Origin of the sequence: Lactiplantibacillus plantarum (genome assembly GCF_014131735.1) — a bacterium.
Taxonomy (GTDB): Bacteria; Bacillota; Bacilli; order Lactobacillales; family Lactobacillaceae; genus Lactiplantibacillus; species Lactiplantibacillus plantarum.
This window is the reverse complement of the sequence record NZ_CP039121.1, coordinates 2,608,605-2,628,307: the sequence shown is the minus strand read 5'-3', so window position 1 is coordinate 2,628,307 and position 19,703 is coordinate 2,608,605. Positions and strand designations below refer to the sequence as shown.

Annotated in this window: 16 protein-coding genes; 12 read left to right on the top strand and 4 right to left on the bottom strand. The window is 42.8% G+C overall.

The window, feature by feature from the left end; all coding sequences use genetic code 11:
* Nucleotides 1-165: 165 nt before the first annotated feature.
* The 8 genes from E5260_RS12370 to trxB all read left to right on the top strand — a co-directional run bounded on the left by E5260_RS12370 (nt 166) and on the right by trxB (nt 11,059).
* On the top strand, nt 166-1,578 hold the full coding sequence (locus tag E5260_RS12370; protein ID WP_003641013.1) for an FAD-dependent oxidoreductase: 1,413 nt from the start codon (nt 166-168) through the stop codon (nt 1,576-1,578).
* Nucleotides 1,559-2,722 (top strand): glycosyl hydrolase family 8, encoded by a 1,164-nt coding sequence (locus E5260_RS12365; protein ID WP_003641014.1) that lies wholly within the window; start codon nt 1,559-1,561, stop codon nt 2,720-2,722. The genes E5260_RS12370 and E5260_RS12365 overlap by 20 nt, the downstream gene beginning before the upstream one ends.
* A 17-nt stretch (nt 2,723-2,739) precedes the next feature.
* The gene (wsfD, locus tag E5260_RS12360) at nt 2,740-4,236 is read left to right on the top strand and encodes a glycan biosynthesis hexose transferase WsfD (protein ID WP_003641015.1); all 1,497 of its coding nucleotides are present in this window, start codon (nt 2,740-2,742) and stop codon (nt 4,234-4,236) included.
* Nucleotides 4,229-5,803 (top strand): hypothetical protein, encoded by a 1,575-nt coding sequence (locus tag E5260_RS12355; RefSeq protein WP_003641016.1) that lies wholly within the window; start codon nt 4,229-4,231, stop codon nt 5,801-5,803. The genes wsfD and E5260_RS12355 overlap by 8 nt, the downstream gene beginning before the upstream one ends.
* Before the next feature lie 38 nt (nt 5,804-5,841).
* Nucleotides 5,842-7,095, top strand: coding sequence for a glycosyltransferase family 2 protein (locus E5260_RS12350; protein ID WP_044429357.1), 1,254 nt, complete (start codon nt 5,842-5,844; stop codon nt 7,093-7,095).
* Nucleotides 7,034-9,178 carry a cellulose biosynthesis cyclic di-GMP-binding regulatory protein BcsB gene (locus E5260_RS12345; RefSeq protein ID WP_080004356.1) on the top strand — a complete coding sequence of 715 codons (2,145 nt, stop codon included), beginning with the start codon at nt 7,034-7,036 and terminating at the stop codon, nt 9,176-9,178. Before E5260_RS12350 ends, E5260_RS12345 begins: the two co-directional genes overlap by 62 nt.
* Nucleotides 9,171-10,028 (top strand): hypothetical protein, encoded by an 858-nt coding sequence (locus E5260_RS12340; protein WP_003641019.1) that lies wholly within the window; start codon nt 9,171-9,173, stop codon nt 10,026-10,028. Before E5260_RS12345 ends, E5260_RS12340 begins: the two co-directional genes overlap by 8 nt.
* Before the next feature lie 92 nt (nt 10,029-10,120).
* Nucleotides 10,121-11,059 (top strand): thioredoxin-disulfide reductase, encoded by a 939-nt coding sequence (trxB, locus tag E5260_RS12335; protein WP_003641020.1) that lies wholly within the window; start codon nt 10,121-10,123, stop codon nt 11,057-11,059.
* Nucleotides 11,060-11,164: 105 nt separating this feature from the next.
* Here the strand turns inward: trxB and E5260_RS12330 are convergent, their stop codons facing one another.
* Together E5260_RS12330 and E5260_RS12325 are read right to left on the bottom strand one after the other, a co-directional pair.
* Complete coding sequence (locus E5260_RS12330; RefSeq protein WP_003641021.1) at nt 11,165-11,797, bottom strand: DUF421 domain-containing protein; 633 nt, start codon at nt 11,795-11,797, stop codon at nt 11,165-11,167.
* Complete coding sequence (locus E5260_RS12325) at nt 11,798-12,250, bottom strand: DUF3290 domain-containing protein (protein WP_003646084.1); 453 nt, start codon at nt 12,248-12,250, stop codon at nt 11,798-11,800.
* A 218-nt stretch (nt 12,251-12,468) separates the two neighbouring features.
* Here E5260_RS12325 and E5260_RS12320 point away from each other — a divergent pair, with 218 nt between their 5' ends.
* Nucleotides 12,469-14,196: a phospho-sugar mutase gene (locus tag E5260_RS12320; protein WP_003646085.1), complete on the top strand. Its 1,728-nt coding sequence runs from the start codon at nt 12,469-12,471 to the stop codon at nt 14,194-14,196.
* Between the two features lie 123 nt (nt 14,197-14,319).
* On the opposite strand, the gene E5260_RS12315 is transcribed toward E5260_RS12320, so the two are convergent.
* Nucleotides 14,320-15,030, bottom strand: coding sequence for an EAL domain-containing protein (locus tag E5260_RS12315; RefSeq protein ID WP_003643965.1), 711 nt, complete (start codon nt 15,028-15,030; stop codon nt 14,320-14,322).
* A gap of 153 nt (nt 15,031-15,183) precedes the next feature.
* Here E5260_RS12315 and E5260_RS12310 point away from each other — a divergent pair, with 153 nt between their 5' ends.
* The gene (locus tag E5260_RS12310; protein ID WP_003646086.1) at nt 15,184-16,542 is read left to right on the top strand and encodes an FAD-dependent oxidoreductase; all 1,359 of its coding nucleotides are present in this window, start codon (nt 15,184-15,186) and stop codon (nt 16,540-16,542) included.
* Nucleotides 16,543-16,987: 445 nt separating this feature from the next.
* Here the strand turns inward: E5260_RS12310 and E5260_RS12305 are convergent, their stop codons facing one another.
* Nucleotides 16,988-17,545 carry a M15 family metallopeptidase gene (locus E5260_RS12305; RefSeq protein ID WP_003641026.1) on the bottom strand — a complete coding sequence of 186 codons (558 nt, stop codon included), beginning with the start codon at nt 17,543-17,545 and terminating at the stop codon, nt 16,988-16,990.
* Nucleotides 17,546-17,714: 169 nt separating this feature from the next.
* Here E5260_RS12305 and E5260_RS12300 point away from each other — a divergent pair, with 169 nt between their 5' ends.
* Together E5260_RS12300 and E5260_RS12295 are read left to right on the top strand one after the other, a co-directional pair.
* Nucleotides 17,715-18,911 carry an MFS transporter gene (locus E5260_RS12300; RefSeq protein ID WP_003641027.1) on the top strand — a complete coding sequence of 399 codons (1,197 nt, stop codon included), beginning with the start codon at nt 17,715-17,717 and terminating at the stop codon, nt 18,909-18,911.
* A 105-nt stretch (nt 18,912-19,016) separates the two neighbouring features.
* Nucleotides 19,017-19,664, top strand: coding sequence for an HD domain-containing protein (locus tag E5260_RS12295; RefSeq protein WP_003641028.1), 648 nt, complete (start codon nt 19,017-19,019; stop codon nt 19,662-19,664).
* Nucleotides 19,665-19,703: the final 39 nt, after the last annotated feature.

The window sequence follows — 19,703 nt, the reverse complement described above, 5'->3', positions numbered from 1 at the left end:
TGTGAGAATAACTGCTTGCCAGCGTATCGCTGATTGGTTTTTAAAAGTAGTTATGTTTCATCATGACCTGTATTTATATTAACTAGAGTTATGTATTTGCGCAGTAAAGCGGTTATAATATACCTATGGTTAAATAAATAAAATTATAATTGGGAGCAAAATGAAATGAAGATTGTAATTGTTGGATGTACGCATGCGGGGACCGCTGCGGCTGCACAAATTCTGAAGGATCATCCGGAGGCTACGGTCACGATTTATGAGCGTGATGACAATATTTCATTCTTATCATGTGGGATCTACCTTTATCTCGGGGGAAAGGTCAATCACTTGGAGGATATGTTCTATTCGTCACCAGAAACGTTAGCCAAGTTGGGGGCAATGGTTAGAACCAAACATAACGTGTTAAAAATTGACGCCCAGTCGAAGACCTTACAAGTGGTTGACATGACTACTGGAAAAGTGTTTGGCGATACTTATGATAAATTGATTATGACGACTGGTTCAAATGTTGCGGTCCCGCCGATTTTTGGAATCGATGAGTCTAAGGTCCTATTATGCAAGACCTACAGCCAAGCACAGGAAATTTACCAAACAGCCCAAGACAATCAGCGGATCGCAATCATTGGGGCGGGTTATATTGGAACCGAATTATCTGAAAGTTATGCGAATACACATCATGAAGTAACGTTATTCCAATCGCATGATCAAATTTTGAATAATTACATTAGTAAAGAAATTTCAGACCAAGCAGTTCAGCTATTAAAAGATCATGGCGTGAACGTGCTATTGAATCACCAAGTAACTGCCTTTACTGGTAATGATGATGGTGAACTTGTCATTGAAACCAATCAAGGCGATTTTAATGCTGATTTAGCAATTGTCGGAACTGGGTTTGTTCCCAATACGGAACTGTTACGCGGTCAAGTTGAGATGGATAAGCACGGTGCCATTATCATCAATGATTACGTTCAGACCTCTGACCCAGATATTTACGCTGCTGGTGATTCTTGTGTCGTTAACTTCAATCCAACTGGACGTTCGGCTTATACGCCATTAGCAACCAATGCGGTTCGGCAGGGTGCGTTAGCGGGGGCCAATGTTTTTGGTAACCAGCAACGATATATGGGGACTCAAGCGACATCGGCCATGCAACTCTTCGATCACACGCTGGCAACCACGGGGTTAACACTGGCAATGGCGAAATTGAATCATATTCCAGCTGAACGGGTGACTTATGAGGGCAACTGGCGACCAGCTTACATGCCAAGTACGGCGAAACTGATGATTGAATTAATTTATAATCCGGAAAATCGTAAAATTCTCGGTGCTCAGTTCTTAAGTGCGCATGAAGTGGCACAGTCTGCTAATGCGTTATCAATCGCGATTCAAAATGGAAACACCATCGATGATCTAGCATTTGTGGATATGTTATTCTCACCTAATTTTGATGAACCCTTCAATTATCTGAACCTCGTCGCCCAACAAGCGATTGAACAAGAACGCCAGGCAGGCCGCAATCACCCACGAATTACGGCCTATGGCGATTGGGCCAAGCAAAATGACAAGGATTTACAATAGACGTCCAGGACGTCTGCGTTACCTTGGGTGGCTGGTCGTGTTAGTGATGCTGACTGCAGTTGTCAGTGGGTGTCGGAAACAAACTACGGTTAGTACACCACGACATGCGCCAAGTGGATTTGTAACGACGACGGCCTATGCGACTAAGGTGTCAAAGCAACGGCGGGTAAAACTAGCTGCATTTATTAAACGAGGACTTTTGACGAAGCAAGGGCTTTATACGAACTATTTAGATACGCGTAAACGGACGACTGCAACGGCCACTGGTCATGAAATGTTGAGTGAGTCATCGGGGATGTGGCTACAGTACCTGGTTACGACTCGCCAATGGGCACAATTTCGGCAATTCTATCGCCAGACGAAAGCGACCTTTAATGAAAACGGGTTGTTCAGTTATCGTTATGATCCACGTACCAAGAAGCGGTATGCGGTCAACGCTACGTTGGACGATTTACGGATAATCCGTGCGCTACTTACTTATGATCAAGCACATCATACTAATCATTATCGCCAGAAAGCCACGCAACGTTATCAGAATCTGGTCAATACAACAATCAAGGATGGGCACCTGGTCGATTATTACGATGTTCATGCGCGTAAGGCAACTACGACGGGCAGTTTAGCTTACTTTGATTTACGAACACTTAAGTATTTTGAACAAGATACTAAGAAGGGCCGGAGTGCGTATAAGAAGCAATTGATTGTCCTTAAGGGCGGTTATTTAGGTGATGTTTTTCCCTTGTATGCAAAAAGTTACCAATGGACCACTAGCCAATATAGTGATGGTAACCTGAATACATCAGAGGCTTTGGAAACCTTATTGCATTTAGCAGAAGTTGGTCACCTAAAAGCGACTAGTCGGCGATGGCTGATTCAACGGGTCACCCACCGTGATTTAGCAAACGGTTATACGACAAGGGGCACGGTGAGTGTTGGTGGTGAATCAGCGGCCAACTATGCGTTAGCGGCGTCGATCTTTGCGACGCTGGGTGATGAAAAGCATTATCAAGTTGCGATGAATAATGTTTGGCGATTGCAGGTACAGCAAGACAGTTCGCCGATTAACGGTGGTATTGGGGATGTCAAAACCAAGCAAGTGTATTCATATAGTAATTTGACGGCGCTAAACGCAGCGTTTAATTAGAGATTGAGGTAATCTTTGTGACTAAGTTAAAACAACAATTTTGGCGCGCAACGCGGCTGTTTCAACAGCTAATGCCACCCCCACTACTCGCAACTTTACTTTGTGCTGGTTTGGCTGCTTATGTGGCATTTGTACCGCCCATTAACGGACTGGCTGATAATGGCGATTTTTATCGGGCGATGTATACCAATGGTATTTATAAGTTGCTGGGAACGCACTACAACTATTTTGATTTTGTAACGCAGAAATTTGGCTTGATGAAGTACTACAACGACTATCGATCGGTGAACTTTTCATCTCAGCCCTTATTTGTGAAAGTGGCTATCGGTCTCAATAAATTATTTTATAGTAAGACGGTATTTGATATCCGGTTTATGGGTATTGTGAATGTGATTCCTTATCTGGGTGGCATTTATTTATTGACGGATGCTTTGACGTATCCTGCCAAGCGTTTTCGAAATTATCTGATTGCGGGATTAGTCGTTCTAGTATTTGGTGATTCTTCATTTACATTGTATTTAAATTCTTTTTTTGCTGAGCCCCAAATGTTAGGACTAACTTTAATCTCATTTTCAGCCGTCTTACTGCTAGCGCGACAACGATATCGGCGGCGGTGGCCACTCGTTGCATTGTATTTTGTTTGTACAGTTCTATTGATAACTAACAAGTCACAAAACGCCCCGCTAGCATTGAGCTTTGTGGTCGTGACGATTGGGTTACTATTTTTGCCACACTTTAACGCAATGCGTGTGTACTTGCTTGCGGGAATGGTCATGATCTTGATCACGGGTGGACTGACCTATAAATTGATCGGTCAAGACTTTGTGGATATCAATACCTATCAGACTTTTTCGCACGGCATCTTGACCCAAACCGATGATCCTAGTAAGGATCTTGCTCAGAATGGGATTGATGAGCAGTATGCCTTAATGCAGTCACAAGACTACTACGCTAAACAGTTTGCGACGATTCAAGCTTCTGGTTCTTATGTTAAGAAAAACTTGGTTTCTAAGCTGGGAGTTGGTTGGGTATTAAAGTATTATGCGACTCATCTGAAGCAGTTTGGCAAATTGATGGATCTTGCCGCCGCCGATGTCATGATTACTCAAGTTAAAGCGGTTGGGGATTACACCCAAGCGTCAGGAGCACCCGCAGGAAAACAACTAACATTCTTTACAACGTATAGTCAGATTGCCGGGGCTTTTTTTCCACAAAAGTTTGCCTTTAATTGTCTTCTAGTAGTTGCGTTAGTGATGGTTTATCTGGTTGGTTTTTATAATGATTTGCGTCAGCAGCGAATCGAAGGCGTCTTGCGGTTTTTCTTAGTATTAGGTTTTTTGTCGATTTTTATTTTTGTGCCAATTATTTCAATCATTGGTGATGGTGATGCAGACTTAGCAAAACATTTATTTATGGTTCCGGTTAGCATTGATCTAATTGTCTTGCTGTTTATTTCGGATACCTTAAATCACCGTTTGTGGCATGCCTATCGAGAGGAGGACCAAGATGCATAAGCGGTTATGGCAGTTGGTAATCATGGGTGTCATTATACTTTGTAGCTGGTTATTGCCGACAGAGATCCACGCTCAAACATCAGCAACACACGTTATGCTGGTTTATGATTCGCGGAATGTGGCCAATAATGATCAAACCAAAATCGCGATGATTCAACGAATCCTGACCGGTCTACACATTAGCATCAAAACGGTGGCGGCCGAAGATTATCATGCTGGCGAACTACGACACTATCAAGGCGTTATTACGCTAATTAACTGGCCGCAGACTAAGCTCAACAATGCAGCGTTTATCAAGGATCGTAAGCAGTTCAGCGGTACGAAGCTGCATATTGGCACAAATCTGACCGCTATTGAGGCCCAACAATTGAATGCCCAACCGGTCAAAGTTTACCAACAACAGTTCTTTCTTCAGAGCAATGATCAACAAGTTCGCCAATTATTACCATTTATGAGCAGTATGACGGCACTCACAAAGTTACCCGCTAAGGCCAAAACAATCGGCTATTTGAGGGCACAATCATCGCTAAAACATGAATATCCTTATGGAACCATCGTTGGTCGATACGGTTATCTACCTTATCTTTCAACTGGAGGTTATAGTTTAGTGTTAGCTACTCAGACAATGGCAACATTATTCGGTACCCGTAGTCATTATCAACCATTGTTAACGATTACTAAGGTAACGCCGTATTCTAATCTTAATTTGTTGAATAAACTCAGTGCGACCTTATATCAACAAGGGATTCCATTTGCGGTTAGCACAACAACGGTTGGCACTAATGGCAAATTCAAAGCGTATCAACGCTTTGCCAAAGTTTTACGGTTAATCGAAAACCGTGGTGGGGTTATTTTCTTAAAAACACCTGTCGTTGGTGGTGTTACGGCAAGTAGCGGTCCTGGACTGAGCAAGTTGATGGACAGTTACGTCATTCAGTTAGCACAGAATCAGGTTTATCCAGTTGGAATTAGTGCTTCCGCTTATTGGAACCAGGACAGGGTCTACCGCCAGAACGCTTTAACTAAGGCGAATCAGGTTCTCTTATTACCCGATCCTAAGGTGACGACTTATGCCCATCAAGATAATCAAGGAACGGTATTTGATCAGGCCTTTTATGGGGTTAGTGCTAAATCCTTTGAAACGCTGAAATCTGGTGATCAGCTCAGTAAGTTAGCGCTGAATTTTGCCATTCCCACCGCACTTACAATGACTATGCCAGATAGTGAAACGAGTTTACACAATTTGACTAGACAACTCAGCCGAATGAACTATCAGTGGTTTGACCCTGCACAACAAATGACAACGACGATGCTCAAGAGTGGAACAGCGACGATCAGTTATCGGCGTGGAACGTATTTGTTAAACGGTGCGCCCATACAAGTGACTGATAATGCGCCAGCGACGACAACCTTGGCTGCAGTAAAACCAGCAGAAAGTTGGATGAATCGGTTCTTTAAAACTCAGGGGAGTGTGTTATTGATTTTCTTTTCGGTGACATTGGGAATTTTTGTTTTGTTTATTGTGATTGGTCGGCGGGTTTATTTGAATATGTTTAAACCTAAGTAGGGGACGGCATCGTTGCTATCATAACGGGAGGAATTAATATTAGTATTTTAGATTATTTTCTATTCTTGGCTGTATTGTCGATTTGGGGCATTCTAGTCGTGAACGTTGTCTTAACGATTGCGGGCTATGTGAATTATTTACAAAAGGTGCGACGTCCTGAACCTCAGTTACCGGTAAAGGTACCCTTTGTCTCAATTATGGTGCCCGCGCATAACGAGGGCATTGTAATCGTCAAAACGTTACAGTCGTTATTGAATTTTGATTATCCCAAGGATCGTTATGAAATTATTATTATTAATGATAATTCGGATGATAATTCTGCTGAATTACTGGCGGAAGTGCAGTCATTGTATCCACATCGAAACTTGAAAGTGATCAATACTGATAAGACTAATGGTGGTAAGGGAAAGTCGAATGCGCTTAATATTGGCCTTAAACAGGCACGTGGTTCGTTGATTTCGATTTATGATGCGGATAATACACCTCAAAGAACGGCATTACGGTATTTGGTGGCTGAGTTAATGAGTGATCAACGGCTAGCGGCAGTGATTGGTAAATTTCGTACGCGGAACAAGAATGCATCAATACTGACGCGCTTTATCAATATTGAGACGCTATCATTTCAGTGGATGGCTCAGGCGGGCCGGGAAAAGTTGTTTAAATTATGCACGATCCCGGGGACCAATTATGTTATTCGGCGAGATATTCTTGAGAAAATTGGTGGTTGGGATGTTAAAGCACTGGCGGAAGATACGGAAATCAGTTTTCGCGTTTATCGAATGGGATATCGGATTCGCTTTCAACCCCTAGCCGTTACCTGGGAACAAGAACCCCAAACTTTAGATGTGTGGTTTCATCAACGGACACGGTGGGTCAAAGGCAATATTTATGTCATTTTAAAAAACGCACGGCTACTTTTCACTAAAACGGGGCGGCCAATTCGATTTGACTTGTTGTACTTTCTATCGATTTACTTTTTATTAATGACGTCGCTGATTTTGTCAGATAGTATGTTCGTCCTTTCAGTAGCTGGAATCGCACACTCCGACTTGGTAGGGTTCAGCAATATACTATGGCTAATGGCCATCATCACATTTGTAATCAGTACGTTCGTGACAATTACAACGGAAAAAGGGGAAATGACGATTGCCAATTTAATGATTATTGTTTTTATGTACTTAGTCTATAGTCAGATGTGGCTGGCAGTGGCTGCACATGGAATGGTGGGGTATGTTCGTGAACAAGTTTTTCATCAACAAGCAAAGTGGTATAAAACCAAACGGTATCAGTAAGTGGTTCTTCTGGTTAATAGGCATGCTCGCTTTATTAATTGGGATGAGTAGTAATCTAAGCTGTCCTATCAGTGGGCAGGCAGCGAATAATCTACAAACTTATACGCAACCTTTTCAAAACTCAACAACGACACTGTCTGGTGATGCAGTTGAGGCCAATATGTATTTTATTAAAATGGATTATTGGCAAGTCAAAAAAGTGACGATTAATCTAAATTTCCAAATTTCGCAGTTGGCCAATCGGGAGACATCTGACATTACGTTGTCGTTGAACGGAACGAAGTTTTACTCATTCCGGCCCAAAAAGGAGACTGGACTCCAAACTAGGGCTATCGAAGTCCCACTGCGGTTAATTCAAGGTGAAAATCAGTTAAAGATCAGTGGGCAGATCCTGAATAAAAAAGGCCAGCAAAGTTCTCAATTGGTGCAGACACCTGCCAACTGGTTGACGATTTACAATGGGGCGAATGCTAACTTTGAGTATCGCTTGCAACCCCCAACAACGGCTATTAAATCTTTTTATGCGCATTTTTCTGGGACTGATACCATCGCGAATGCTAATTCAGTCATAACGCTGCCACATCAAGCATCAAACGCAGAGTTGTCAGCTGGCATGTATGCGTTAACGGGTGAGGCGCGGACCATTACCACAGAGAATACACAGATTCCGGTAACAACGGCAGATACCGCGGTGGCTAAACAGGCTGATTATCAGTTGGTCATTGCGACTTATCAGCATTTGCCTAAAGTGTTTCAGCAGCAACTTGATCGTCAGCGACTGCGAGAACATGCAGTTATCAAGACATATACGCATGATGGTAAACATTATTTAATTGTGAGTGCCTTCAATACCAAATTATTGCAGAAGGCAAGCCGGTTTATTGCTAATCAGGAATTAATGCAGGAAACAGTAGCAGATACGAAATACATCAGTAACAGCACACAGACGTTTACCTCTGAGCTACAATACGGTGGCAAAAAGCAATTGACGACCAGCGATGATTATTTGACTGGCGCTAAACATCAGTCAAGTACTTATTTTGTTAGTCTCCCTGTTGATCGGACCAATGCTGATGGTTCGAAAATCCGGATTCATTTTCGCTATGCTAAGAACCTGGATTTTAAACGATCGCTTGTAACGGTTTATGTAAATGATTCCGCTTTAGGTAGTAAAAGACTCACAGCAGCGCGTGCCAATAATGATGAGTTGACCGTTAGTCTGCCGAAAGGAAAAGCGCTAGGGCATAGTTTCACGATTCGTGTCGCCTTTGATCTTGAGATGAGTGGGGCGGCTCAAAGTGATAATGCCCAAACACCGTGGGCGCTGATTAAGGCTGATTCTGAAGCGACGATTAAGTCAAAGCCAGTCGCAGCTTTATTATTTACGAATTATCCATATTTGTTTTTGAAGAATGCGACCTTTAACCACATTGCAGTTGTTCGACCACGAACGCTGACTAGTGACGATTTTCAAACGCTAACTAATATATTTAATCTTATTGGAACTTATGCGCAAAGTAATACTGGCAATATTCAGTTTTATACCCATCAGCCTAGTAAAACGGTACTCAAAAATAGCAACGTAATTGCGTTTGGGACGCCAGCTCAAAACGCGTTTATTCGGTCTCTGAATTCTAAGCTGTATTTTAAATATAATCGACATTTTACTGGGTTCCTGTCAAATGAGAAACTTAGTATTGAGAAAACGTATGGTCAAAATATTGGCACTGCCCAGCTGTTACGCTCACCGTATAATCAGCGAGCGGGATTGCTAGTTGTAACCGCCGCGAAGAGTAGTGATGTCTACCGGGCGTCTACTCAAATCAATTTTCAACGGAACATTGCCCAGTATCAAGGTGATGCGATTGTCGTCGATCACGATAATAATCATTATAATTATCGTTTTAAGAAGCATAAGACAGTTAATGATGGCGTGAACGCCAAAACAGTTATTCAGAAGAATTCTAAGCTAGTGATTTATTTAGGTATTGCGTTGCTAATCGTGGTGATCATTTTACTGGCAGGATTCCTGATTATGCGTAAAAGTGGTTTGTTAGAGCGAAAGGGGCAGCACCATGAATGATGATCAACGAACATCTATTTTTGCTGACGTTTATTTGTTATTATTTTTAGCGCTTATTAGCACGATGGCCGTACTGATGGCGTTAACCCCTAATATCACACTTAATACGATCTATTTAGGTGTAACGATCATTATGATTTTGATGACTTATTTTTTCGGTGTGGTCACTGGTCTAATGGCTAACTTACTATTTATCTTTGCTCAGGCAATCGTCATGATTTATATTAATTCAACGCATCACGCCGTAATTCCAATGATGATGATTTTTTGGTTGATTATGCCGTTGCTTTTGTCAGCTACTTTTTATGGCATGACCCGGCAATTAATACAATTGCAAGCGGCCAATGCCAAGCTACGAGCAGATATTATGAAACGAGGGGCCTTTGACGAACAAACCAATTTGCGAACAACTGTCGCATATATTCAAGATGCACAAGTGTTTATCGAAACGAATCGACGGTTTCAATTACCGGTTACCACGGTTATTATTCGGGTGCGATACTATAATGAAATTCGACGGATGATGAGTGAACAACAATACCGTGATTTATTGCGGTTGGTCTCGGATACGATTACATCGGCAACGCGAGATAACGATATTACCTATTCCCTTGATCAGAATAATCCAACGTGGGCCATCTTGTTATTTTCAGACCAACCAGGCGCTCAAATTGCAGCGAACCGCATTAAATCTAATTTTGAAAAAAATTTACAACGCTCAACCAGCCTAAATTCATTAGAAATCTTATTGGTGGTTGGTATCGCGAGTTGGGATGCGGAAAAGATGAAGAGCCCGTATGATTTTATGAATACTGGCATTAAAGAAACTGAGTATGATGTGGCGCGTTGATTTCGGTTGTGTACAAACAAGATAGTCGACAAATGTAAATTTTGGGGGTATATTAAGCGTCATAGGAATTTAAGTGGAAGGGGTCTTTAGAAATGGCAAAGAGTTACGACGTGATTATTATTGGTGCGGGGCCTGCCGGCATGACAGCCGCCCTCTATGCTTCACGAGCCAATCTATCAGTGCTACTATTAGATCGCGGAATCTATGGTGGACAAATGAATAATACCGCCGCAATTGAAAATTATCCGGGCTTCAAATCTGTTTTGGGGCCGGATTTGGCTAAAGACATGTATGAATCAGCGACCCAGTTTGGTGCTGAATACGCGTATGGTAGCGTCGAATCCGTTGAAGATCGTGGCGATGTTAAAATTGTGACGACGGATAGCGATACGTTTGAGACTAAGGCCCTTGTCATTGGGACTGGTTCTGAATATCGTAAGCTGGGTGTTACTGGCGAGGATACGTATGGTGGCCGCGGTGTCTCATACTGCGCAGTTTGTGATGGAGCGTTTTTCCGTAACAAGCATGTAGTTGTCGTTGGTGGCGGTGACTCAGCGATTGAGGAAGGCACTTACCTGACACAGCTTGCTGATAAGGTGACGGTTATTCATCGTCGTGACCAATTGCGGGCACAACAAATCTTACAAGATCGGGCTTTTGCTAATCCAAAGATGGAATTTGTTTGGAATAGCAACGTGACGGAAATCATCGGTGATGATAAGAAGGTCACGGGAGTTAAGGTTAATAATAATAAGACTGGTGAAGACAGTGAGATTGCGGTCGATGGTGTCTTTATCTATGTTGGTATTAACCCAATTACGAAGCCATTCAGTAATCTTGGGATTACTGACGAAAACGGCTGGATCGAAACTAATGACCACATGGAAACCAAGGTCCCTGGTATTTTTGCAGTCGGTGATGTTCGTAAGAAAGATTTACGCCAAGTTGCGACGGCGGTTGGTGAAGGCGGAACTGCCGGTCAAGGCGTTTACACTTATATCACTGCTTTAGGCGACAAAGTTAACAATTAAATAAAATTAAAAAATGCGTAGCTGATTTAATTGAGATCAGCCACGCATTTTTTATTGGTAAATATAGCGTTAGTCATTGTTTGACGATGACCAAAGGTTCGCGAATTAGTGTTGATAGGGAAATAGAAGCAATTGCTTGTTAGTATACGTTGCCAGGTAAATATCACTGACAGTATAGTGCTGGGCCTGCAATTGGGTCAGTAACCAGGCTTCATCATGATTACTAGTTTCAAGCGCATCGAGGTTGACCTGACCATCGACGATTATTGGATACTTGACGGCGTCGTCGCCCACTTGGGTAATCGTCAGTTGGCCGTTTTGTTCAAGTACGGCCCGTTTGACGTAGCGAATATCCGTGATACCTTCCGTACGCAAGCGAAACATCAGATCGTTAGCACTCATCCCATTTTTGAGGGCCGTGCTGACGAGTAATTGCCCATTTTTAATCAATAGCTGTGGCTGTCCATCAATCAAACGTTTCACGTAGCGATTGTGATGTGTTAGGAATCGCAGGACCAGCACTAGCAGTGTCCAGATGAGAAGCACTAAAATGTATTGTAAAACAGTAACGCTGGTACTATAAATCATGCCCCCAACGATTGCACCGAGAACGTAGTTTTGAACTTGGTCGAGGGCGCTGATTGGCGCAAGGTTACTTTTACCAGATAGATTGATTTGTAGAATGATGGTCAATAGCCCGAGGGCCAGTTTGATCGTCACATCCCAGTATGAAAACATTTATTGCCCCTCCTTAACATAATTGATTGTTGATTGAATCGGTGTGGCTTTAGTCAGGGTATAACTGTTTCCATCCGTATTGATCGTCACGTTATAGATATGGTCATGGACTTTAATGAGCATCCCACTGCTGACAGAACTTGTATTAGACCAGACCGCGGTTTTACGAACCCCTTTTTCTTTGGCGACACGCTGCATAATTTGTGTCACTTGTGATTTTTGGTTGAAACTATTTTTGATTGTCTGCCATTCATTAAATTGAATGCCGACGAGCAGCAATAATAATAAAACCATGATAATGAATAAGTCGCGGTATTTTAGGTCTGTTTTATGGCGGTACCATAACCAGCTGAGTATGGCGATTATTAATATAATGATGCCGATGGCTGCGAGTTGGACAAGAGTATGATTGTTATTTTGATGGACTAAGTAGTTGTATGAATAAAAAGTCATGATGGCCTCCTTATAAGATTTATTATAGCAAGTTTTGATAGTGACTGAACTAACTAGCACTTCAGAATTTATGGGTATTCGCACTGATGCGGGCCCACTACGCATTTAAAATGCATTAATTAATGGATTTTCTTAGTAAATTTTACTTTGTAAAGTGTGTCAATGTTGTATACTATTTTTGTAAGCACTAACAAATATCGGAATTGGAGATGGTTTTTGTGAGTTGGCAGGATACTTATAATACCTGGAAAAACCAAGCGACACTTGAAACTAGTTTAAAACAAGAATTGACGGGCATGGCTGGCGATGACGCCGCCTTAGAAGACGCCTTTTATGAACCAATGGAATTCGGAACCGCGGGGATGCGGGGGGTACTTGGACCTGGTATCAACCGGATGAATATTTATACGGTTCGTCAAGCAACGGAAGGGTTAGCACGCTTCATGGATACCTTGCCTGCTGAGGTTAAGGAACGCGGGGTAGCAATCAGTTTTGATTCCCGCCATCATTCAGAAGATTTTGCGCATGAATCTGCGCGAGTATTGGGCCAACATGGTATCAAGTCATACGTTTTTGAAAGCTTGCGGCCAACCCCAGAACTTTCATTTACCGTTCGGCATCTGCATACTTACGCAGGGATCATGATTACGGCGAGCCATAATCCGAAGCAATATAATGGCTACAAGATTTATGGCGAAGATGGTGGTCAAATGCCACCTAAGGAATCTGATCTTATCACATCATATATTCGTAAAGTTGACGATGTCTTTGCGATTGCCGTCGCTGATGAACAACAATTATTAGCTGATAAGACGGAAACCATTATTGGGGATGATGTCGATCAGGACTACTTAGCTAAGGTCAAAGAAGTGACGATCAATCAAAAACTAGTGGATGAAGTCGGTAAGGACATGAAGTTAGTCTTCACACCATTACATGGGACTGGCCGGATGCTTGGCGAAAAGGCTTTGAAGAATGCCGGGTTTAAAAACTTCAGTGTTGTTAAGGAACAAGCTGTGGCTGACCCTGAATTCTCGACGGTTAAATTCCCTAATCCTGAATTTCCTGAAGCCTTTAAGATGGCCATTGATTTGGGTAAAAAAGAAGGTGCGGATGTCTTGATTGCGGTTGATCCTGATGCTGACCGGTTAGGGACAGCTGTTCGTCAACCTAATGGTGAGTATGTTCTGTTGACGGGTAATCAAATTGCCGCTGTCTTGTTACACTACATCTTGCAAGCAAACAAGGATGCCGGGACGTTACCGACCAATGCGGCCGCAGTTAAGTCAATTGTTTCAAGTGAATTTGCTACTAAAGTAGCGGCTTCATATGGTGTCACGATGATCAATGTCTTGACCGGTTTCAAGTATATTGCTGAACAAATCGAACATTTTGAAGCCACTGGCGAACATACCTATATGTTTGGTTTTGAAGAAAGTTACGGTTACTTAATCAAACCATTTGTTCATGACAAGGATGCGATTCAAACCACAGTGCTTTTAGCCGAAGTAGCGGCTTATTATAAGCAACAAGGTAAGAACCTTTATGATGGATTACAAGACTTGTTTAAGGAATACGGTTACTTCCGCGAACAAACCACGTCCGAAGAATTTGATGGCGTTGGCGGCAGCGATAAGATTGCGGCTCTGATGACTAAGTTCCGAAGCGAAGCACCAACTGCCTTTGCCGGCTACGATGTCACTGGGACTGAAGACTTCCAGAGTCAAACGGAAAGCTTTGCTGATGGCCACACGGCACCAATTGCTTTGCCAAAGGCGAATGTCTTGAAGTATCATTTAAATGATGGCACTTGGATCGCCATTCGGCCATCTGGTACGGAACCAAAGATCAAGTTCTACATTGGAACGCTAGGTAGTACGTTAGAAGAAGCTAATGATAAGTTAGCGAAATTTGAAGATGCCATTCAAGCGTTTATTAAAGAATAAATTGGTTATTTAGTCAGAAGTTGTACGGCCCAGCTGACTAGCCATGCTAAGTGATAAATAACGCCTTACGAAATTTTAAGTTAATTTCGTAAGGCGTTATTTAGTTGTTGTTCATATTAGAAATTAATTCATTGTCGGATATTCAAAGTTGACGGGGTCACCGGGTAGGCGTAATAATTGCGGTTTGCCATAGTAATAGCCTTGTCGAAGATTAATATCGAAGTGACTACTCAAGCGATCATCTTCGGCGTCTTCAATCCCCTCTAAGATTAAACGCAATCCGTATTCACTACTGATGGCCCGCCAAAAATGGAGCTTTTGCTGAATCTTAGGATCTTTGATATCACTGCGGAAGTTTTGCAACGCAAATTTTAATTCAGAAGCTAATGGCAAAATTTCTTGGATACTCTTGAAATCGTTAATTCCGGTACCAACATCATCAAGTGAAATTTGCATACCATGTTCGATGAACCCCCGTAAGTGTGGGATTAACATGGTATCTGGATAATCCTTAGGACTACGTTCCTCAGTTAGCTCAACGACTAATTTAGCAGGATAGAGCTGAACCTGACTTTGAATAATGGCCTTCGCAACCGTTGTATCCATCAATTGTTCGCGACTGATGTTGACTGCACAATAACGAACTTTTAGTCCAAGAATTTTAGTTGTTGCAATGAGCAGATCAGAGGTAACTTGTGAACTAATTGCGGCAAAGGATTCAGGCAGACGCCAGCCGTCTGGGGTTAGTTGTTTGATTAGTAGTTCGTATCCGTAAACTGTATTGTTGAGTAAGTTAAGTTGAGGTTGTACAAAATAGCGGTAAATTGGTTCCATAAGTACCATCGCCTTTTATAATAAGTTTAAAATCATTGAATCGTTTTAATATCAACCGAATCGCTGTATACTCTAAGTATACGTCAACTTAAATAAATGTTTAACTTAATCCAAGTTAAATTTTAACTTTTAATGAAAGCTGTGGTCGAAACAATGAAAGTTGCCATTATTGGCTGTACACATGCGGGGATTGCCGCCATGAAACAAATCTTGAAATATTATCCGGGCACTGAAATTACCGTCTATGAACGGCACGCGGATATTTCATATATGTCTTGTGGGACTTATCTACACTTAGGGGGTACCATCCATAATTTGGATCAAGCGTTGTACGCTAATCCTAGTGAATTTAGTGAACAAGGTGTGCAGATGCGGATGCAGTATGATGTGATCAATGTGAATGCTGATAAGCATACAATTTTGGCTCAAAATTTACAGACAAAAGAATTACAAACGGATCACTATGATAAGTTAGTCATGGCGACGGGTTCAATCACTGCAATCCCGGCTATTCCGGGCGTAGAGAATCCTAAGGTCATGCTTTGCAAAACATGTGAACAGGCCCAGCAACTCTACGAAGCAGCTAAACATGCACACCATATTGCAATCGTTGGTGGTGGCTATTCGGGGGTGGAACTTGCTGAGGGGTACGTGAAGTCTGGACACACTGTGACGTTGTTTCAACGGGGCCCCCACTTAATTAATGAGTATCTTGATCCACAAATTTCTGAGAAGATCGAAGACTTGTTAACGACGAAAGGCATCCAAGTTAGAACCAATGCACAAGTGACGGCTTTTAGTGATACGGCTGATAATCGACTACGAGTTGCAACCGCTGATAGTGAAGAAATATTTGATATGGCTGTTATTTGTCCGGGGGTGATTCCACAATCAGAGTTATTGGCGGGACAGGTCAACCGAACGAAGCAGGGGGCCATTGTAACGGACCGTTATATGGGAACCTCCAACCCGGATATATTTGCGGCTGGCGATGTGACGGAAGTTAACTTTAATCCTACGAAGGAACACGCCTATATGCCATTAGTCTCACATGCAATTCGGCAAGGTGCACTGGCAGGAATTAATATCTTTGATAAACGCTTAGGTGCAATTGGTACGCAAGCGACGACTGGGATGTTGATTTTTGATCAGACCGTGGCTTGTGCAGGTCTGACCTTAACGGCGGCCAAAGCAGCTAACTTCGATGCCCAAGCAGCTTTTTATGAAGGCAATTATCGGCCGGACTTTATGCCTACCACGGCGAAAGTCATGATTGAGTTGGTTTATGATCAACAAACGCGGAAGGTTTTGGGTGGTCAACTAATGAGTGCTCATGAAGTTTCACAATCAGCAAATACGTTGTCCGTAGTGATTCATAATGGTAATACGATTGATGAATTAGCCTTCATGGATATGCTATTCTCACCCAACTTTGATGAACCGTTTAATTACTTGAATTTAGTAGCGCAGGCTGCAGTAGATCAGGAACATGGCTATCGTCGGAATAATTAAGTTTTTGCACTAATTATGTTCAGAAGGTGCTGGTTGTTAAAATCAAGAACAGCCAGCTTAGACCCGCTGGAATAAGTTCAGATTAGCGTAAACTTGTTTGGGGAGTGTGTCTGATACCGTTCTTCAGGTATTGCTGCCAATCGCTGGGATGGTATTCAAAACGAATGTGCTATGTTAACGTTTGTTCCAAGTCTAACGGAGTAGATGGTTCAGCGACAGATTAGCTTGGGTTAAGCGGCCGTTCATCTGCCACTCGAGTGGTTTCCTGGAAGTCAGACGAGGACGCGCATATGCTGACGGGCAACAATCCAACTAACTAGCATGTTTTAATAATAAGTGCTGGTGAATCCATAAAAATAATGAGCCAAATAAGGTGACCGCCAAACAGTGGGTTTCATAACCTGACTGTTTGGCGGCCACCTTTATATTATTTGAAAGCGATTGGTCAAGCATAGTCGTTGGGATCGGCGGCTAGGGGTTGGTAAGCGTCCATTTCGGTGTCGCGGTAGTCCCACCATTCGTTAACGTAGCCGACAAAGCCCGCGGCGGTCATGGCGGTGTCCAGCAGCTGATAATTTTTTTCTTGAAGTGCGGTTCGAGGAGCGTCACGGTGAGCAGCTGCCGTGAAGTCATCGAAGGCAGTTGGCATTGTTAACTCACTACCATCAGGATGGGCCAGGGTCAAATCTAAGGTGACGCCTTTTTGGTGGCTGAAATTAGGATTAGGCTGGGCAACAAATTCTGGATCAGGATACACTTCAAATAAACGGCGCTGGGCGCTGACGGGCCGATAAGCATCCCAGACTTTGAGTCGATAACCTTGTTGTTTAACCAGGGCGCTTGCCTTGGCGAGTTTGTGGGCCGTGCCAGTGCGAACAATGGCCGTGGTAAAGTCGTAAATCACTTGATGAGTAAAGTTATTAGTGGTGGCATAACGCAGGTCAACGATGATTTCGGAGTCTAAGTGTTGAATATTGGTGAAACCAGTTAAAGCTTGATCCATAGTAGGTCCTCCTTAGAATTTAGTTATGCTTATTGTATCTGATTGGCCGATATTTTACCGACTAAAAGGGTTGCAAATGGTGTCAAACTTTCTGCTAGCTTTCAATCCGGGTCCCTGATATGATGGAAAGCGGTGTAAATTTAACAATTGATTGAAGAGGTGAGGTCGCATGGATCGACAAACACGACGCGCAATTTTAATTTTAGTTTTTAGTGAGTTTTTAGTTTGTTTAGGGATTAGTTTAGTTATTCCAGTCATGCCGTTTATTAAAAATGAACTGCATTTAACGGCTACCGATATGGGAATAATGAATGCGCTATTCGCATTGGCACAATTTGTGGCCTCACCCATTATTGGCCGGGTTTCAGACAAAGTTGGTCGCAAGCCCGTATTAACGGTAGGGCTAGTCTTATATATGGTCTCGGAAGTACTATTTGCGCTAACCAACCAGCTGTGGGTCTTTAATATTTCCCGGATTGTTGGTGGCTTATCAGCAGCGATGGTCGTTCCGACGGCGATGGCGTTAGCATCCGATATTACGACCAAACGACAGCGAGCTAAAGTAATTGGCTGGTTATCGGCGGCCTTTAGTGGTGGCTTGATTTTAGGCCCCGGTATCGGTGGGGTATTGGCTGGTATTAGTTATAAGACGCCGTTCTGGGTTGCTGGTGCATTGGGATTACTCAGTGCCATTGTGCTCGTCATTCTGTTGCCTGCGGATCGTCAGATTGATCCTGATCGCGAAGCAATTACGGCCACGACAACGACGACCAATCATCCGATGACGCGGGCATTTTGGACCGTCCCGATTATTATATTATTTACGATGATTTTAGTATCTTCCTTTGGCTTACAGGGGTTTGAGAGCATTTATAGTATTTACGTGAATGAAGTCTTTCACTTTAGTCTGAGCAACATTGCGTTGGTCTTGACTTTAAATGGTTTGATTTCGCTCTTCCTACAGGTGGCACTATTTGATACCTTTGTCCAGCGTTGGGGCGAACGGCGGGTCATTCGGGTGTGCTTTGCAGCTGCGGCGCTCTGCACTATCTGGATTACGCAGGCTCATTCGAAAGTTGCTGTCATGGTTGCAACGCTCGTTATTTTTTCGGCATTCGATCTTTTGCGGCCCGCTATTACGACCCTATTAACGAAAGCAAGTGAGGCCAACCAGGGGCTAATCAATGGGCTTAACATGTCCTTAACGAGTGTTGGCAATATCGTTGGCCCAATCATGTCGGGGATGTTACTAGATATGAATTATCACTATCCATATCTAGTGGTGGCCGGATTCTTGATTGTCTCTTATTTAATGGCGTTTATGTTACGATTACCGAACCAGGTTCATTCACATCAGCAAGTTTAATATTGCATAATAGTTAAGCTAATCAGCGAAAGCGCTCCGGGTTTGCGTCCCCGGGGCGCTTTTGTTACACTTAGGCCAAATTAGATTGAAGGATGGTGGGCTGCAATGGGAATGCATCAATATTTTCAGAGCTTAAGTAATTTAGAAACGATTCAACGGGCCCCGGGTTTTTTCAAGTATCAGAATCATTCAGTTGCGGCGCATTCATTCAAAGTTGCCGAAGTTGCCCAATTTTTAGGTGATGTGGAAGAAAATGCCGGACAAATTGTTGATTGGCGAGCCCTCTATGAGAAGGCGCTGAATCACGACTATAATGAGCGTTTTATCGGGGATATTAAGACGCCTGTCAAGTACGCAACGCCGACGCTACGGACGATGCTGGCGGATGTTGAGCATAAATTATCACAAAATTTTGTGCAAAATGAGATTCCGGCTGAGTTTCAGGCAGCTTATTCACGGCGTCTATCAGAAGGCAAGGATGAAACGCTAGAAGGCCAGATATTGTCGGTAGCCGATAAAATTGACCTATTGTATGAGTCGTTTGGTGAAATTCAAAAGGGTAATCCAGAACCAGTTTTTAGGGATATTTATCAAGAAAGTTTAAAAACAATTGTCGCGTTTAAAAAGATGACTAGTGTTCAATATTTCTTAAAAGCAGTGCTGCCAGAGATGTTAGCGGAACCGTTCACGCATCAGGATCAATTACAGGCGCTGACGACCCAGATTTTAACGGCCGGGCCGCAATCCGATTAATGGCGAAAGTATGTTCGATGTGCTAAAATTAAATGCGAT

What these genes read in the sequence shown, in the direction of transcription:
- E5260_RS12365 (WP_003641014.1), top strand. Translation starts at nt 1,559, where the DNA reads ATGACAAGGATTTACAATAGACGTCCAGGACGTCTGCGTTACCTTGGG.
- E5260_RS12310 (WP_003646086.1), top strand. Translation starts at nt 15,184, where the DNA reads ATGAAAGTTGCCATTATTGGCTGTACACATGCGGGGATTGCCGCCATG.
- E5260_RS12300 (WP_003641027.1), top strand. Translation starts at nt 17,715, where the DNA reads ATGGATCGACAAACACGACGCGCAATTTTAATTTTAGTTTTTAGTGAG.
- E5260_RS12370 (WP_003641013.1), top strand. Translation starts at nt 166, where the DNA reads ATGAAGATTGTAATTGTTGGATGTACGCATGCGGGGACCGCTGCGGCT.
- E5260_RS12325 (WP_003646084.1), bottom strand. Translation starts at nt 12,250, where the DNA reads ATGACTTTTTATTCATACAACTACTTAGTCCATCAAAATAACAATCAT.
- E5260_RS12330 (WP_003641021.1), bottom strand. Translation starts at nt 11,797, where the DNA reads ATGTTTTCATACTGGGATGTGACGATCAAACTGGCCCTCGGGCTATTG.
- E5260_RS12345 (WP_080004356.1), top strand. Translation starts at nt 7,034, where the DNA reads ATGTTCGTGAACAAGTTTTTCATCAACAAGCAAAGTGGTATAAAACCA.
- trxB (WP_003641020.1), top strand. Translation starts at nt 10,121, where the DNA reads ATGGCAAAGAGTTACGACGTGATTATTATTGGTGCGGGGCCTGCCGGC.
- E5260_RS12340 (WP_003641019.1), top strand. Translation starts at nt 9,171, where the DNA reads ATGAATGATGATCAACGAACATCTATTTTTGCTGACGTTTATTTGTTA.
- E5260_RS12355 (WP_003641016.1), top strand. Translation starts at nt 4,229, where the DNA reads ATGCATAAGCGGTTATGGCAGTTGGTAATCATGGGTGTCATTATACTT.
- E5260_RS12315 (WP_003643965.1), bottom strand. Translation starts at nt 15,030, where the DNA reads ATGGAACCAATTTACCGCTATTTTGTACAACCTCAACTTAACTTACTC.
- E5260_RS12295 (WP_003641028.1), top strand. Translation starts at nt 19,017, where the DNA reads ATGGGAATGCATCAATATTTTCAGAGCTTAAGTAATTTAGAAACGATT.
- E5260_RS12305 (WP_003641026.1), bottom strand. Translation starts at nt 17,545, where the DNA reads ATGGATCAAGCTTTAACTGGTTTCACCAATATTCAACACTTAGACTCC.